The 16,508-nt window shown below is 70.0% G+C and carries 14 protein-coding genes; 8 read left to right on the top strand and 6 right to left on the bottom strand.

The annotated features are described in order from the left end of the window. The first annotated feature begins 99 nt into the window (after positions 1-99). The 4 genes from QM809_RS01615 (at position 100) to QM809_RS01600 (ending at position 5,599) form a co-directional block, all read left to right on the top strand. On the top strand, positions 100-2,643 hold the full coding sequence (locus tag QM809_RS01615; RefSeq protein WP_415044101.1) for an ATP-dependent Clp protease ATP-binding subunit: 2,544 nt from the start codon (positions 100-102) through the stop codon (positions 2,641-2,643). 164 nt (positions 2,644-2,807) lie between these two features. Continuing rightward, a complete protein-coding gene (locus QM809_RS01610; RefSeq protein WP_415044100.1) occupies positions 2,808-3,857 on the top strand; it encodes an alpha/beta hydrolase in 1,050 nt (349 codons plus the stop codon). Positions 3,858-3,945: 88 nt separating this feature from the next. Further along, on the top strand, positions 3,946-4,515 hold the full coding sequence (locus tag QM809_RS01605; RefSeq protein WP_415044099.1) for a hypothetical protein: 570 nt from the start codon (positions 3,946-3,948) through the stop codon (positions 4,513-4,515). Positions 4,516-4,693: 178 nt separating this feature from the next. Further along, on the top strand, positions 4,694-5,599 hold the full coding sequence (locus QM809_RS01600) for an SGNH/GDSL hydrolase family protein (RefSeq protein WP_415044098.1): 906 nt from the start codon (positions 4,694-4,696) through the stop codon (positions 5,597-5,599). 320 nt (positions 5,600-5,919) lie between these two features. On the opposite strand, the gene QM809_RS01595 is transcribed toward QM809_RS01600, so the two are convergent. Continuing rightward, positions 5,920-7,350, bottom strand: coding sequence for an acyltransferase (locus tag QM809_RS01595; protein WP_415044097.1), 1,431 nt, complete (start codon positions 7,348-7,350; stop codon positions 5,920-5,922). 215 nt (positions 7,351-7,565) lie between these two features. Between QM809_RS01595 and QM809_RS01590 the strand changes: the two genes are divergently transcribed. Next, a complete protein-coding gene (locus tag QM809_RS01590; RefSeq protein WP_415044096.1) occupies positions 7,566-9,290 on the top strand; it encodes a SulP family inorganic anion transporter in 1,725 nt (574 codons plus the stop codon). 23 nt (positions 9,291-9,313) lie between these two features. On the opposite strand, the gene QM809_RS01585 is transcribed toward QM809_RS01590, so the two are convergent. Beyond that, on the bottom strand, positions 9,314-10,207 hold the full coding sequence (locus QM809_RS01585; RefSeq protein WP_415044095.1) for a LysR substrate-binding domain-containing protein: 894 nt from the start codon (positions 10,205-10,207) through the stop codon (positions 9,314-9,316). Positions 10,208-10,334: 127 nt separating this feature from the next. Between QM809_RS01585 and QM809_RS01580 the strand changes: the two genes are divergently transcribed. Beyond that, a complete protein-coding gene (locus QM809_RS01580; RefSeq protein ID WP_415044094.1) occupies positions 10,335-11,462 on the top strand; it encodes an FUSC family protein in 1,128 nt (375 codons plus the stop codon). 57 nt (positions 11,463-11,519) lie between these two features. Further along, positions 11,520-11,669, top strand: coding sequence for a hypothetical protein (locus QM809_RS01575; protein WP_415044092.1), 150 nt, complete (start codon positions 11,520-11,522; stop codon positions 11,667-11,669). 176 nt (positions 11,670-11,845) lie between these two features. Here the strand turns inward: QM809_RS01575 and QM809_RS01570 are convergent, their stop codons facing one another. The 3 genes from QM809_RS01570 to QM809_RS01560 form a co-directional block, all read right to left on the bottom strand. After that, a complete protein-coding gene (locus QM809_RS01570; protein ID WP_415044091.1) occupies positions 11,846-12,268 on the bottom strand; it encodes a DUF6918 family protein in 423 nt (140 codons plus the stop codon). Positions 12,269-12,376: 108 nt separating this feature from the next. Then, complete coding sequence (locus QM809_RS01565; RefSeq protein ID WP_415044090.1) at positions 12,377-13,063, bottom strand: type 1 glutamine amidotransferase domain-containing protein; 687 nt, start codon at positions 13,061-13,063, stop codon at positions 12,377-12,379. A gap of 78 nt (positions 13,064-13,141) precedes the next feature. Further along, positions 13,142-13,762, bottom strand: a complete 621-nt coding sequence (locus QM809_RS01560) for a TetR/AcrR family transcriptional regulator (RefSeq protein WP_415044089.1) — start codon at positions 13,760-13,762, stop codon at positions 13,142-13,144. Positions 13,763-13,827: 65 nt separating this feature from the next. Between QM809_RS01560 and QM809_RS01555 the strand changes: the two genes are divergently transcribed. Beyond that, positions 13,828-15,093 (top strand): NADH:flavin oxidoreductase/NADH oxidase family protein, encoded by a 1,266-nt coding sequence (locus tag QM809_RS01555; protein ID WP_415044088.1) that lies wholly within the window; start codon positions 13,828-13,830, stop codon positions 15,091-15,093. 449 nt (positions 15,094-15,542) lie between these two features. Here QM809_RS01555 and QM809_RS01550 read toward each other — a convergent pair whose 3' ends face one another. Then, positions 15,543-16,331, bottom strand: coding sequence for a VOC family protein (locus QM809_RS01550; protein ID WP_415044087.1), 789 nt, complete (start codon positions 16,329-16,331; stop codon positions 15,543-15,545). Positions 16,332-16,508 lie beyond the last annotated feature (177 nt).

Here is a 16,508-nt window from a genome sequence, read left to right as displayed (position 1 = left end):
AGCGGCCGCAGGTACGACGTCGACCGGCGCACTTGTCGTGACGACCACTACAGTGGAGACAAGTGGCTCGCTGCCGGGGCCAGCTATGTGAGGAGAACAATGTTCGAACGGTTCACCGACCGCGCGCGTCGAGTCGTCGTCCTGGCGCAAGAAGAAGCGCGGATGCTCAACCACAATTACATCGGCACCGAGCACATCCTCCTGGGTCTGATCCACGAGGGCGAGGGTGTCGCCGCCAAGGCGCTCGAGTCGCTGGGGATCTCCCTGGAGGCCGTGCGCAGTCAGGTCGAGGAGATCATCGGGCAGGGCCAGCAGGCTCCGTCCGGGCACATCCCCTTCACCCCGCGGGCCAAGAAGGTCCTGGAGCTGAGCCTGCGCGAGGCGCTGCAGCTGGGCCACAACTACATCGGCACCGAGCACATCCTGCTCGGCCTGATCCGCGAGGGCGAGGGCGTCGCCGCCCAGGTCCTGGTGAAGCTGGGCGCCGACCTCAACCGCGTGCGCCAGCAGGTGATCCAGTTGCTCTCGGGCTACCAGGGCAAGGAGCCGGAGGCCGCGGGCACCGGCGGTCGTTCCTCGGAGTCGTCGGGCACCCCGTCGACGTCGCTGGTCCTCGACCAGTTCGGCCGGAACCTGACCGCGGCCGCGGGCGAGGGCAAGCTCGACCCGGTGATCGGGCGCGAGAAGGAGATCGAGCGGGTCATGCAGGTGCTGTCCCGCCGCACCAAGAACAACCCGGTGCTGATCGGCGAGCCCGGCGTCGGCAAGACCGCCGTCGTCGAGGGCCTGGCGCAGGCGATCGTGTCCGGCAACGTCCCGGAGACCCTCAAGGACAAGCAGCTCTACACCCTGGACCTCGGTTCACTGGTGGCCGGCAGCCGCTACCGCGGCGACTTCGAGGAGCGCCTGAAGAAGGTGCTCAAGGAGATCAACACCCGCGGCGACATCATCCTGTTCATCGACGAGCTGCACCAGCTGGTCGGGGCGGGCGCCGCCGAGGGCGCGATCGACGCCGCCAGCATCCTGAAGCCGAAGCTGGCCCGCGGCGAGCTGCAGACCATCGGCGCCACCACGCTCGACGAGTACCGCAAGTACATCGAGAAGGATGCCGCGCTGGAACGTCGTTTCCAGCCGGTCCAGGTGGGCGAGCCCTCGGTGGAGCACACCATCGAGATCCTCAAGGGTCTGCGCGACCGTTACGAGCAGCACCACCGCGTGTCCATCACCGACGGGGCGCTGGCCGCGGCGGCGACCCTGGCCGACCGCTACATCAACGACCGGTTCCTGCCGGACAAGGCGATCGACCTGATCGACGAGGCCGGGGCGCGCATGCGCATCCGCCGGATGACCGCTCCGCCGGACCTGCGCGAGTTCGACGACCGCATCGCCGACGCCCGCAAGGAGAAGGAGTCCGCGATCGACGCGCAGGACTTCGAGAAGGCCGCCAGCCTCCGCGACAAGGAGAAGCAGTTGATCTCTGAGCGCGCCGAGCGGGAGAAGCAGTGGCGGGCGGGCGACCTGGACGTGGTGTCCGAGGTCAGCGACGAGGAGATCGCCGAGGTCCTGGGCAACTGGACCGGCATCCCGGTGTTCAAGCTCACCGAGGAGGAGACCACCCGGCTGCTCCGTATGGAGGACGAGCTGCACAAGCGGATCATCGGCCAGGAGGACGCCGTCAAGGCGGTCTCGCGGGCGATCCGTCGTACCCGCGCCGGTCTGAAGGACCCCAAGCGTCCGTCGGGCTCGTTCATCTTCGCCGGCCCGTCCGGCGTCGGCAAGACCGAGCTCTCCAAGGCGCTGGCGAACTTCCTGTTCGGCGAGGACGATGCGCTCATCCAGATCGACATGGGCGAGTTCCACGACCGCTTCACCGCGTCGCGGCTGTTCGGCGCCCCTCCCGGGTACGTCGGCTACGACGAGGGCGGCCAGCTCACCGAGAAGGTGCGCCGCAAGCCGTTCTCGGTGGTCCTGTTCGACGAGATCGAGAAGGCTCACCCGGAGATCTACAACACCCTGCTGCAGGTCCTCGAGGACGGTCGTCTCACCGACGGTCAGGGTCGTACGGTCGACTTCAAGAACACCGTGCTGATCTTCACCTCGAACCTGGGCACGTCGGACATCTCCAAGGCCGTCGGCATCGGCTTCAGCAAGAGCGACGGCAGCGGCTCGAACTACGACCGGATGAAGCAGAAGGTCAACGACGAGCTGAAGAAGCACTTCCGTCCGGAGTTCCTGAACCGCATCGACGACGTGATCGTCTTCCACCAGCTCACGCAGGACGAGATCATCCAGATGGTCGACCTGATGATCGGCCGCGTCGAGGCGCAGCTGAAGGTGAAGGACATCGATCTCGAGCTCACCGACAAGGCCAAGAACCTGCTGGCCAAGCGCGGTTTCGATCCGGTGCTGGGGGCGCGGCCGCTGCGTCGCACCATCCAGCGCGAGATCGAGGACCAGCTCTCGGAGAAGATCCTCTTCAACGAGATCGGCGCCGGCCAGATCGTCCTGGTCGACGTCGAGGGCTGGGACGGCGAGGGCGACGGCGAAGACGCCACGTTCACCTTCGTCGGTACCGAGCGTCCGCGCGCGGTGCCGGACGCGCCGGTCGAGCTGACCAAGGCCGCCGAGGGCGAGGCCGGCTGAGCCCGATTCCGCCGGTCGGGTGACCGACCGGCGACCGGACGCAGGACCTGAACGCCGGGGTCCGACAGAACGCTCTGTCGGACCCCGGCGTTCTGCTGTTTCCGCGGACTGCCGCGAGGGCTGTTACCCTTGTGACTGTTGTTACTTGTGTGACGGGAGTCTTCATGCGTGCGAGGGCTGGTGACAGGCGCGGCCGGATCGGGATCAGGATCGCGCTCGCCGTGGCGGCGGTCCTGGGCGTGGTCCTCACCGTGCCCGAGTACGTCGGCGCGGGATTCGGACCCGCGCTGAAGGCCGATCGGACGGCGGCGTCCCGGATCGTCTCCGAACAGGTCATCGGTCCGCAGGAGCACTGGATCGTCGTCTATTCGGCGTCGATGGACCGGAACATCCCGCTCACCGTGCTGCGGCCGCGTGACCGTCGTCCGGCGCCGACGCTGTACCTGCTCAACGGCGCGGGCGGCGGCGAGGACGACGCCACCTGGCGGGCCAAGACCGGGTACGTGCAGTTCTTCGCCGACAAGCACGTCAACGTGGTGACCCCGATCGGCGGTGCGTTCTCGTACTACACCGACTGGATGCGTGACGACCCGGTGCTCGGCCGGAACAAATGGCAGACGTTCCTCACCGAGGAGCTCCCGCCGCTGCTCGACAAGCGGCTCCGGACCACCCGGGTCAACGCGATCGCGGGCATCTCGATGTCGGGCACGTCGGTGCTCAACCTCGCCATCGCCGCCCCGAATCTGTACCGGGTCGCGGCGTCGTACAGCGGTTGCGGCCGGACCAGCGACGGACTGGGGCAGGGCTACATCCGGACCGTCGTCGAGGACCGGGGCAAGGGCGACGTGACCAACATGTGGGGGCCGCTCGACGGTCCCGAGTGGAAGGCCAACGACCCCTACCTGCACGCGGCGAAACTGCGCCGGACCAAGGTGTACTTGACCACCGGCACCGGGCTGCCCGGCGAGTTCGACGTCCCCACCGCCCGCCTCATCGGCGGCGACCTGGAGGTGCTCGCCGACCAGATCATCACCGGCGGCGCCATCGAGGCGACCGTGAACGCGTGCACCCACCAGGTCCGGGATGCGCTGGTCCGGGCCAAGGTGCGGACCCGGCTGACGGCCCGCCCGAACGGCACGCACTCGTGGCAGTACTGGGAGCAGGATCTGTATCGCACCTGGCCGGCCATCGCCCGCGACCTGCGGCGGCGCTGACCCGGAGCCGACCGCCCTGACACCGGCCTCCGGCGCCCGGTGGCCTATCCTGCTCAAGCGAGGATTCTCGACCAGCGAAGGGTGATTCATGAGCGACCGTCGAACAGCGACCGAGGCGCCGGCGAAGGACCAGAGGCGGTTCGCCGCCGCGGTCGCCGCCGTCGCGGGGGTGCTGACGGTGGCCTTCAGCTTCCTGCCGTGGATGCACTACGCGCCCTTCGGCGAGAACGCGAAGTCGGGGCCCGCGTACCTGCGCGGCTGGCCCGGCACGCTGCCGGACGGACTGCCGTACGGCGGGGTGAGCCCGGCGGCCTGGACCGCGGTGCTCGGCGCGATCGTGGCCGTCTGCGGAGGACTGCTGTTGACCGTCGCCGGCCGGAATCGCCGGGTCGGCCGCATCGTCTCGGGGACGGCCGTCGTCGCGGCCGTCGCCGGATTCGGGGCGCTGTGCTTCTTCCTCTCCGATCCGCAGACCGCGTTCGACCTGCAGGCCGGCCGGATCGGCCTGAACGTCTTCCTCACCGCGGCCTGGGGGATGTGGCTCGAGTTCCTCTGCCTGAGTCTCGCGGTGGTCGCCTCGATCACCGCGGCGGTGCTGGCGATCCGCGGCGACGCCCCCGACGACACCTCCGACGACGACACCTCCGCCGACGCCTGAGCATCCGTCCTGAGCGTCGTCGTACGAGGCCTGCCGGGAGCACCGGAGCGGTCCCCGCAGAGGTCCGCGCACGATGTTCGACGACGCTCCCGATCCGGGTCGCCGCCGCGGCGAGATGTGAGCGACGACGCCGTGGCGCTTACGGAATTCACACGGGGTTCATGCGAAACTGGACGTCATGCGCGCAATCCCTTCCGGCCGCCTGGCGGTCGCCGTCATCGCTGCCCTGGTAGTGGTGGCGGTGGTGATCTCGGGCGTCCTGCTCGGTGGTTCGGACTCGAAGCCGACGACGGCCGATCCGGTCAAGAAGTCCAATCAGGTGAAGCAGCCCAAGTACGTGGCGCTGGGCAGTTCGTTCGCCTCCGGAGTCGGCGAAGGCAAGCCGGTCGGGTTCTGCGGCCAGACCCAGGACAACTACCCGCGGCAGGTCGCGCAGGAACTCGACATGAAGCTGGTGGACGCCAGCTGCGCGGGCGCGGTGATCGCCGACGTCCTCAACCCGAGCGTCAAACGACCGAAGCGGGTCGCCCAGATCGAGTCGGTGACTCCCGACACGTCGCTGGTGACCCTGACGATCGGCGGCAACGACCTCTCGTACATCGGGCGGCTGGTGACCTCGGTGTGCGCCAACCTCGCGGCCGGGCTCTACCTGCCTCCGCTGGGCAAGTACTGCCAGACCGCGAACTGGCCGACCCCCATCCCCGATCCGACGCGGTACGCGTCGGTGGAGAGTTCGCTGGTGCAGACCGTCGAGGCGATCCGGGCGCGCGCCCCCAAGGCGCGCGTGGTGCTGGTGAACTATCTTCCGGTGGTCTCGATGACGGAGCCGCCGTGCGAAGGACTGCCCCTGGAGCCGTGGCAGGTGATCGAGACGCACACCGTGGCGACCGAGCTCGCGGCCGCCACCGCGCGTGCCGCCAAGGCGACGAACGCGCAGTACGTCGACACGCAGGCGCTCGGCGCCGCACACACCACCTGCTCCCCGAAGCCGTGGATCATCAGCTACGGCAAGAGCATGCCGTTCCATCCGAACGCGGAGGGCAAGGCCGCCGTCGCCGACGCCGTGGTGGGCGCTCTGCGCTGAGCGCGGACGTCCGTCGGCGCGGACTGCGATGCCGGGCGTTCACGTCGTTCGCGGTCGGATCCGGCCGGCGGAAGGGGCCTCGCCGATCCCCGTAGTCGTCGGCTGAGGCGGCACCCGTCGGCGTCGGGCGGCGGCCGTCCCGGGCGCGCTCACCTCGTCCGCAGCCCCGGGCCGGGGTCGGCGGATCTTCGGGCGGCAGAAAGTGGATCTTCGGGCGGCGGAGGTGGAGCTCTGGGTGCCGACGAACACCGGCCGCCGACGCGGAGCGGACGGCGACATGCCCTCGGCGGTGCGTCGGCGGCCGGTGTGCGGCCGAACTCTCAGGCGGAGGCCTTCGATTCGAGGGGCTCGTAGGGTTCGGTGCGCTGCTTGCGCAGCACCGCGGAGGCGCCGATCAGCAGGATCAGGCCGCACCCGGCGAGGAAGGCTCCGGCGCCCTGGCCGGTCAGCCACTGGATGCCGACGCCGACGACGATCGCCGCCGCGGCCACCGCCGACTGTTTGCGCGGATTCTGGGTGCGCCAGTCGATGCGGTTGCGTCCCGTGGTGATCAGGCTGAACGGGCTCAGGCGCAGGATCTCGACCAGGAACACCGTGAGGACGCAGACCAGCAGGTACATGACGAAGACCTGCCAGCCGATGCCGATGCCCGAGCTCTTGAACATCGGGGTGACGGCGAAGATCGCGGTGACGTGCGCCAGATAGATGCCGAACGAGCGGTCGGAGGCCTTGGCCATCAACTGGTCCGGGATCGACTTGGGCGTGCGGCGGTTCTGCCAGGCGACGCCGCCGATCCACAGCAGCACGATGATGCCGAGGAACGCGAACATGTTGTGCGGCATGAACACGTTGGTCGCGCGGAAGACCTCCTCGCCGCGGCCCACCAGGACGTCGTAGTAGACCAGGGTGGCGACGATGGCGACCACCGAGGCGATGCCGAGCGGCCAGCGCCAGCGCTTCATGAAGGCGGTGAACGCCTCGAAGTGGAACGCCGCGAGACAGCCCGCGAGGATGAAGAACTGGTACGGCATCAGGGTGATGCCGATGTTGCGCCACACGAAGTTGGGGATGCCGTCGGCGAACAGCTCCAGCGGCGGGCGGACCCGGTGGTAGAGCAGCCACAGGTGGATCGTGAGCGAGGCCGCGAGCAGGTAGCGGTGGTAGCCCACGGTGCGGCGCAGCAGCCACAGCACGAACGGGAACACCAGGTAGATCTGCATGCTCACCGACAGGAAGTACAGGTGGTAGGTGGCGTTGCCGGTGAGCAGGTCGTAGGCGATGCTCTTGAACGATTCGGCGATGGCGGCGAGGTCGGAGAAGGCGGCGGTGATCGCTCCCCAACTGCCGTGGCGCCACCGGTTGAAGAACCAGTAGAAGAGCGACCAGGTGAGGAACGGCAGGCCGATCAGCTTGAAGCGGCGCCGCCAGAAGGTCGGCGCGTCGAGTTCGCGATGTCGGTACTGGTAGGTGAGCACGAAACCGGTGAGCGCGAAGAAGCAGTAGCGCGTGTACCTCAGCAGCAGACCGATGCCCTGGGCCACGATCTCGGCGTTGGTGGTGATCGCCAGGATCACGTGGTCCAGCACGACGCCGGCGAACGTGACCAGCCGGATGAGGTCGATCTGGTAGAGGTGCTTGTCCTTCTTGGGCGGCCGGGCCTGCGGCGGGGCGGCCTCGGTCTTCGCAGCGTTCTCAGCGGGCTGCGGCGCGGACACCCGAGCTTCGGTGCGCGAGTCGGCAGACGAATCCATGATCGCACACGTTACCGGTGATGCGCTCCATCTCTGCATTCGGCGATGGAGACGTCCCGCACGTTCGGCGGTCGAGCGGCGGGTCGGACACCGTCGTCGGACGGTCGGGTCCGGTCGCTCCGGATCACCGGCAGGGCGGACTCGCGGGCGGGCATTCGGTCCGCGGTCCGGCCGGACGGGCCCCGGTCGCGGCCGGGCTGCTGCATAATCGCCTGATGAACGGCGGGCGACGAGATCGCGAACACGCGGTGTCGCGCCGGCTGCCGGGGGTGCGGACCGCGCGGATGTACCGCCTCGGCTGGCTGCGCGGCGATCTGGTCGCCGGCGTCGCGGTGGCGGCGCTGATGATCCCGGCGGGTCTGGGCTACGCGGAGGTCGCCGGGTTGCCGCCGGTCACCGGGCTGTACGCCACGATCATCCCGATCGTCGTCTACGCGCTGGTGGGGCCGTCGCGCATCCTGGTGATGGGCCCCGACTCGGCGCTGGCGCCGATCATCGCCGCGGCGATCATCCCGCTGGCGATCACCGACGTCGACCGGCGCGTGGAGCTCGCCGGTGTGCTGGCGATCGAGGTGGGCGTGATCCTGCTGCTGGCGTCGGTGCTCCGGCTGGGTTTCGTCACGACGCTGCTGGCCAAACCCATCCGCATCGGCTATCTGAACGGGATCGCGCTGGTGGTGGTCCTCGGTCAGCTGCCGGGGCTGCTCGGCTTCCACGCCGACGGCGCGTCGATCGTCACGGTGGTGACCGAGGACGTGCGCGGGATCGCCGAGGGGCGGGTCGATCCGAAGGCGGCCGGGATCGGCATCACCTGTCTGGCGGTGATCCTGCTGATCAAATGGTGGCGCCGGGCGGTGCCCGGGGTGCTCGTCGCGGTGACGGGGGCGATGGTCTTCCTCGCGGTGAGCGGCTGGAAGGACGACGTCCCCGCGGTGGGCGCCATGCCCGCGGGGTTCCCGGCGCCCGCCCTGCCGTCGGTCGCGTTCGCCGACTGGGCGTCGTTGCTGGTTCCGGCGGTCGGCATCGCGTTGATCGCGTTCGCCGACACCAGCGTGCTCTCGCGCACCTTCGCCGCCCGCGCCGGTCACACGGTCGACGGGAACCAGGAGATGGGCGCGGTGGGGGTCGCGAACGTGGCGACCGGGTTCTTCGGCGGTTTCCCGGTGACCGTGTCGAGCACGCGCACCGCGGTGGCGGCGGCCACCGGCGCCCGGACGCAGCTGACGCCGGTGATCGCCGCGGCGGTGCTGCTGGTGGCGTTGCTGGCGCTGCCCGGGGTCACGGCGTATCTGCCGTCGGCGGCGCTGGCCGCGGTGGTGATGACGGCGGCGCTCTCCCTGGTGGACGTCAGCTCGGTGGTCGAGTTGTTCCGGACCGACCGCGTGGAGGGGCTGATCAGCATCGTCGCCTTCCTCGGCGTGGCCGTGCTCGGCGTGCTCGAGGGCATCCTGGTGGCGATCGGCCTGGCCTTCGTCGCGTTCATCTACTCGGTGTCGCGGCCGTACCGGACGGAGCTGGGCGACGTCCCCGGCCTGCGCGGCTACCACGACGTGACCGCGTACCCGCACGCGCGACTGATTCCCGGGACGCTGATCCTGCGGTTCGACGCCCCGCTGTTCTTCGCCAACGGCGCGATGTTCGCCAACTGGGTGCGCGACCAGGTGAAGCAGGCGCGGTCGGCGGGTCGGACGATCCACGTCGTGGTGCTCGCCTGCGAGCCGATCACCCACATCGACTCCACCGCGATCGACGAACTCGTCGAACTCGACGACTACCTCTCCAGTCACGGCATCGACCTGGTGTTCGCCGAGATGAAGGACCCGGTACGACGGCAACTGGAACGCTATCGGCTCAAGGTCGACGGCAAGCCGCGTTTCGGGCCGGGACACTTCGCCCCGACGGTGGGTTCGATGGTCGACGAGATCCTGGACGAGAGCTGACGCGTCGAGGCGAGGACGGCGGCCTATCCGTCGCCGTGGCTCAGCGCCTCCCGTTCGAAGGCCGCGGTCAGGACCGGTGCGGGTTCGACGTCGGCGCGCACCAGCGCGACATGCGTGCGGGCGGCGCCCAGCACCGTCGACTCGACCCTCGCGGATCCGGTCTCCGCGGAGACGACGGCGGGGAGCCACGTGCTCGGCACGATCGCCGCCCAGTTCCCGGTGCCGACCAGCGCGATCAGGCTGGCGATCGAGTCGGCCTCGATCCGCGGATCGAGCCGGACGCCGTGTTCGGCGGCGGCCTCGTCGATCAGCTCCCGTCCGCGCATGCCGGGCCGGAGCAGGCACAGCGGCAGGTCGGCGAGCGTGTCCCAGGGCGGCGGGCCCTCGCCGTCGACCATGCCGCGGGCCCCGATCAGGACCAGTTCCTCGGTGTAGAGCGGGGTCACGACGAGTCCTGCGGTGTCCAGGCCGCGCGGATAGACCAGGCCCGCGTCGAGTTCGAAGCGGCGGATGCGGTCGAGCACGTCGGCGGACTGCAGCCCGGTGGTCAGGCTCACCCGTACCGCGGGCCGGTCGGCGCAGAACCGGTCGGCCAGCGCGGCGACCGTCGTGACCGCTCCGGGGACGACGCCGAGGCGCAGTTCGCCGGAGAGTCCTTCGCGGAGCGTGGCGGCCTCGGTCCGCATCGAGGCGCGGTCGGCCAGCAGACGCCGCGCCCACCGCACCAGCTGTTCGCCCTCCGGGGTGAGTCCCTGGAAGCTCTGCGCGCGCCGGATCAGCGGCACCCCGAGCTCGTGCTCCAGCTTCCGGATCGCTTCGGACAGCGCGGGCTGCGACACGTAACAGGCCGCTGCGGCGCGCGCGAAGTGCCGTTCCTGGGCGACGGCGACGAAGTATTCGAGCTGACGGAACAGCATGATGACATGTCTACCAGTACTGATAGGCCGCACCGATCGGATGGTCGAAGACATGTCTTGGACGCCGAACAGCGCCCCGGCGACCATGGCGGGAGACGACCCGCGACGACCCCGAACGGAGCCACCGGTGACCGACGACCACGCGCACGCCCTCCGCGTCTCGGCGGCACTGGCGATCCCGGGGGCGGCGCTGATCGTCGTCGGCCGTCCGGAACTGCTGGTCTATGCGGTCTTCGGCTCGTTCGCCGGGATGTACGGGCGTGCGTACGGCGGCCGGGTCCGCAGCGTTCAGCAGGCGCGCGGCGCGCTGCTGCTCGTCGCGGGCGTGACCGTCGGGGTGACGCTGGCGCATCTGGAAGCGTCGCCCGCGGTGCTGGTGGCGACGGAGGTGGTGTTCGCGGCGGTCGCCTCGCTGTGGGCGGACCGGTGGCGGCTGCGGCCCGCGGGACCGTTCTTCCCGATCTTCGGGCTCGGGGCGACGGCGCTGGTCCCCCCGGCGATCGCGTCGCCGCAGGCCGGGATCGGGCTCTGTGCGGTCACCGCGCTCCTGGCGATCGGTCTCGGCCGGGTCGGCAGCGGGGGACTCCCCGGAGAGTTCACGACGCCGAGGGTGTCGCACCGGGCCGTGGTGATCCACGCGTCACGCTACGCACTCGCGGTGGGCGGGGCGGGCGGGTGCGCGGTGGCGTTCGGTTTCGCGAATCCGAACTGGGCGATGGCGGCGGCCGCGGTGCCGCTCGCGGCGATCGACGTCGGTCGGGCCGAGGGCTGGGAGATGCGGTCGGTGCTGGTGCGCGCCGGTCATCGGATCGCCGGTACCTATGCGGGCCTGGCGGTCACGGCGGCGATCCTCCCGATGCATCTCGCTCCGGGCGTCATGGCCGCGGTGACCATGGCGTTCCTGTTTCCGACGGAGCTGTTCATGACGCGCAACTACGCGATCGCGATCGGTTTCTTCACCCCGCTGATCATGCTGATGACCCAGCTCGGCGCACCGATGGACCCGGTCGAGATGCTGGTGATGCGCGGCCTGGACACCCTCATCGGGGTGGCCGCGGGGGTGGTCGTCGCCGGGGTGATCCGAAGGCGGAATCCGAGGATCGCGTCGTCGTCGGCGCGGGTCGCCGCCCCGCTAGGCCCGGTCGGGGAGGAGCGGCCGATGTCGCGCCGTCGTGCAGGCCCGGAGACGGAGGTCCCGGGTCCAGGGGCCCGGTCGGTCGGGCGCGATCATGCGATCTCCCACACGACCCCGTAACCTGACTCATAGCAACTCCTCAGGTGCGCGTAGAGCACCACCGAAAGTGATCCCGTCATGACTTCTCACAACATCACTCCCGCCCAGGTCGCCGTCGCCGACACGGCGCCGACCCGAGCCCGCGCCGCAGTGCTGCGCATGCTGGCGCTGCTGGCCGTGCTGGCAGGCCTGCTCACCCTCATCCTGCTCATCGCCACCGCGGCCTGAGCCGCCCGCGCGTCGCTGCGGTATGGCCGCGGCGTCGTCGTCGGGGCGGCGTCGTCGGGGCCTGGGCCGAACGACCCGAGCCCCGTGCGACCCGAGCCGGAAACCGACCGAGCCACCACCGCCCAGGGCGGTGGTGGCTCGGTTCCGGAGCAGATCCCGAAGGGTCGGGAAGGGGCTCAGGCGTGGCGCTCGATCGCGTCGCCGACCGGCTGCAGGGCCTCGGTCACGTAGTTCTTCGCCTTGCCGCGGAGGCTCTTGTAGGCCTTGTTGAGTGCGGACGGGGCCGACTCGGCGTGGCGGTCGGACACGGTGAGCAGCGCCTCGCTGGCGGCGTCGGAGTTGGCGGCCAGGTGCGCGCCGAACGAGGTGCCGGCCGGCTTGGTGTCCCACAGCGGCGAGAGCGCGTCGAGGAACTCCGGCAGCATCTTGTCGGTCGCGTGCACGACGATGCCCGGCTTGAACTTGTTGGCGGCGGCGTAGGCGGCCTTGACGGCGGCGCCGGACATGCCGGACTGAGCCTTCACCTGCTGGTCGATCACCTCGGCGAGGTCCTCGGACAGGGCGGCGCGATTGTTCAGCAGGGGGGCGAGTGACGACATTGGTGTTCTGTTCTCTTTCCTTAGACGACGTCTGGTCGTCATCCATCTTCCCAGGTCTGCGTCGGAGATGCCGCATGGGCTCACCCGGGTCCGCGTGTCAGACCCCCGTCAGCGCAGCAGTTCGGCGACCTTTTTCGCCGTCTCCTCGGCCGATCCGGGGTTCTGGCCGGTGACGAGGTTCCCATCGACCACGACGTGTGAAGTGAACGGCAGTAGTGCTTTTCGGTACTTCGCGCCGTGTTCGACGGCGCGGCTCTCGGCGTCGTAGGGGACCAGTTTCGCGACCCCGGCGAGTTGTTCCTCACGCCAGGAGAACCCGGTCATCTCGCGGCCCTCGATCAGGTATCGACCGTCGGACAGGCGGGTGTCGAGCAGCCCGCAGTAGCCGTGGCAGACCGACGAGACGATCTTGCCGCTCTCGAACAGTTCGCGGGTGATCCGCTGGAGCCCTTCGCTGCCGGGGAAGTCGTACATCACCGCGTGCCCGCCGGTGAAGTAGATCGCGTCGTAGTCGGCGGCGTCGATCGCGTCGGGGCTCGCGGTGTCCTCCAGCAGCGCCATCGCGGCGGGGTCGCGGTGCCACGACTTCGCCGACCTGTCGTAGTTCGGGAACTTCAGCGACCGCGGTTCCAGCGGCACCGCGCCGCCGGCCGGGCTGACCAGCGTCTGCTCCAGGCCGAGGGCGGCGAACCGGTGCCACGCGTGGGTCAGCTCGGACAGCCAGAGTCCGGTGGGGTGGGCGGGGTCGTCGTAGTGGGCGACGTTGGTGACGACGTGCAGGACGCGTTTGGGCATGGCGGGCTCCCGGGTCGGGCGACAGTGGATGTTGACGACGTTTACATACCCGAGGGTAGGGGATTCATGTAAACGATGTCAACACCCCGTTCGGGGTGAATCCTCGCTCGCGTGCTCCGGTGCGGGCGGCCGAATCGACAGCATGGCGGAGAACGCGGAGCGGACGTGGGCGGCGATCGCCTCGTCGGAGTCGGCGCGGAGCTTGCCGTCGAGGTACAGGCTCGCCATCCCGTGTGCGAAGGCCCAGCCCGCATCGGCCAGCGCGCCCGCCTCGGCGGCGGGGAAGGCCTGGGCGACGGCGGCCTCGAGGAGTCCGTGGATCCGGTCGGCGGCGGCGACGCGCTCGTCGTTCTCGGTGTCGCACGGTTTGCCGAACATCACTCGGAACAGGGCGGGTCGGCGCAGGGCGAAGGCGACGTAGGCGACGGCGAGGTCGGCGAGGTCGGCGGCGGTGGCCATGGGCTGCCGATCGGTGGCGAGGTCGGTCAGCAGGTCGCGCAGGCCCTCCGCGGCGAGCGCCGACTCCAGGGCGTCCCGGTCGGCGAAGTGGCGATAGAGCGCGGGGGCGGAGACGCCGACGTCGCGGGCGACCGCGCGCAGCGAGAACGGCTCGCCGGCTTCGAGCATCGCCATGGCGCTGGTGAGCGCGGAGGCTCGGAGGTCGCCGTGGTGGTAGCCGCTCCGCGAAGAAGTTGACACTGTTTACTTCCTTCCTTACGCTTTGATGTTATCAACGTAAACATGCTCGTCTCGAGGAGTTCCCCATGACATCCGCGCAAGCCGCACAGACCGCCTCCCCCGTCTTCGAGCCGTTCACCCTGCCCAACGGCACGGTGCTCGGCAACCGTATCGCCAAAGCGGCGATGGAGGAGAACATGGCGATCGCGGGACAACTGCCCGGTCGGGCCCTGTTTCGGCTCTACGAGCGCTGGAGTCGCGGCGGGGCCGGACTGCTGATCACCGGCAACGTGATGGTGCACGCGCAGGCGCTGACCGGTCCGGCCGGCGTGGTCCTGGACCGGCAGGCGCCGCTGGAACCGTTCCGGGAGTGGGCGCGCGCCGCCAAGAGCGGGGGAGCGCGCGTCTGGATGCAGATCAACCATCCCGGCAGGCAGGTCGGTTCCGACATGCCCGGCGTGGCCTGGGCGCCGTCGGCGATCGGGGTGGACGTGGGCCGCAACAGCGGACGTTTCGCGACGCCGGTCGCCATGACCGCCGCCCAGATCGAGGAGACCGTCGAGCGGTTCGCCACCACGGCCCGACGCGCCGAGGAGGCCGGATTCGACGGCGTCGAGATCCACGCCGCGCACGGGTACCTGCTGTCGCAGTTCCTCTCGCCGCGGGCCAACCGGCGCGACGACGAGTGGGGCGGGGACCTGGCCGGACGGGCGCGGCTGCTCCTGGAGACGGTGCGGGCGGTACGACGCTCCGTCGCCCCGGAGTTCGCCGTCGCCGTGAAACTCAACTCCGCCGACTTCCAGCGCGGTGGCTTCGGCGCCGACGACGCCGCGGCGGTGATCGAGATGCTCGCGCCGCTGGGCGTCGACGTCGTGGAACTGTCCGGCGGCAGCTACGAGGCGCCGGCGATGACCGGGCAGGCCGGCGACGAGCGGACCCGGGCGCGGGAGGCGTACTTCCTGACCCTCGCCGAGGAACTCGCCGCGACCAGTCCGCTGCCGCTGATGCTCACCGGCGGGGTCGTCCGGCGCCCGGTGGCCGAGGAGGTCCTGGCCGGCGGCATCGCGCTGGTCGGTATGGGCAGTGCGCTGGCCGTCGACCCGGAACTGCCGAACCGGTGGCGCTCGGACGCCGACGCCGCGGTGCGGCTGCGGCCGGTGACGCTGAAGGACAAGGCCGTCGCCTCGGCGGCGGGCATGGCCCGGATCCGGCGGCAGCTGCGCCGCCTGGGCCGGGGCCGGGCGACCCGGCCGGGGATCGATCCGCGGATAGCCCTGGCCCTGGAGACGCTGCGGCAGAAGGTCGCGCTGCGCCGGTACCGCCGGTGGCTGTCGGCGCGGAACTCTCGATGATTGAGTCTTCCCTCGATGATCGAGGCCTCCTTCGGTGATCGAGTCTTCCCTCGGTGATCGAGGCCTCCTTCGGTGATCGAGGCTTCCTTCGGTGATCGAGCGGAGTCGAGATCGTTCGGTGCTCGGAGCGCGGGCGGTGGTCTCGACTTCGCTCGACCAGCGTGAGGGGGCTCGACCAGAGTGAGGGGGCTCGACCAGCGAGGAGGGTATCGACCAGAGCGGAGGGGTCTCGACTCCGCTCGACCAGCGAGGAAGAAGCGTCTTGACCAGCGAGGAGGAAGGGGCTCGATCAGGGAGGAGGAAGGGGATCCACCTGCGAGACGGCGTGTCGAAGCCCACCGCCTCGGCGCCGCCGACTTGATGGTCGGCCGTTGCGAGATGACGGCTCACGAGGGCATATCTCCCTCGTACCCCTCTCCTGGCGCAACGGCCGACATCGGCCCGTCCGGCTATCCGGTGGGCGGGGCCGGTTCGTGGCCGAGACCGAACATCGCGCCCATCGGATCGGTGACCGCGGCCAGGGTTCCGTAGGGGCCGCTGTCCGGGCCCATCCGAAGGGCGCCGCCGAGTTCGACGGCCTTCGCCGCGGTGGCCGCGACGTCGTCCGCGCACAGGTAGATGCTCCACGACGAGCCCACCTCGGCGGGGATCATCGGCATCGCGTTCGCGTCGAGCACCCCGGCCCGAGCGGTGTCGCCGTAGAACAGCTGCGTGTAGTCCCCGGGTGCCCCGGGCACCGGTTCGGGCCGGGCGCCGAAGACGTCACGATAGAAGTTCAGCACCGCGGCGTGGTCGCGGCTCACGCCCTCGAACCAGTACGGCGCGCCGGGCACGTTCCACTCGGCGAAGCCGGTATGCGCACCGGACTGCCAGTAGCCGAACGCGGCCCCGGCCGGGTCGACGGCGTATCCGACCACTCCCATGTCGCCGACGGCCATCGGCGGAAACTGTTCCGCGCCGCCGAATCCGACGATCCTCGCCGCGGTGGCCTGCGCGTCGTCGGTCCGGAAGTACACGGTCCAGACGTTCGACGGTCCGCCGGCCTCGGCCATGTGCGGAACCAGTCCCGCCACGCGTCTGCCGTGCCGCAGGAAGTTCCGGTAGCCGGCGAAACCGGGATCGGGATCCTCCACCTCCCATCCGAACAGCTCGCCGTAGAACGCGGCGGCCCGATCAGGGTCGGAACTGGTGAGATCGAACCAGACGGGGGCGCCGTCGGGCGCGGAGTAGGAGGCCATGCGCTCGATTGTGCTCCGGCCGGGTCGTGCGGGGAAGGGTCGGCGCGGAGTCGAAACCTCTCTTCGGTGATCGAGCGTCCCTTCGGTGATCGAGCGGAGTCGAGATCTCTTGGTGCTCGACAGGCGGTGGTCTCGACTTCGCTCGACCAGCGAGGGGGCTCGATCTGCGAGGGGACT

The sequence above is a fragment of the Gordonia sp. (in: high G+C Gram-positive bacteria) genome (assembly GCF_047600385.1).
GTDB lineage: Bacteria > Actinomycetota > Actinomycetes > Mycobacteriales > Mycobacteriaceae > Gordonia.
Note: the sequence above shows the minus strand (reverse complement) of the source record. Positions and strands in the feature narration are given on the sequence as shown.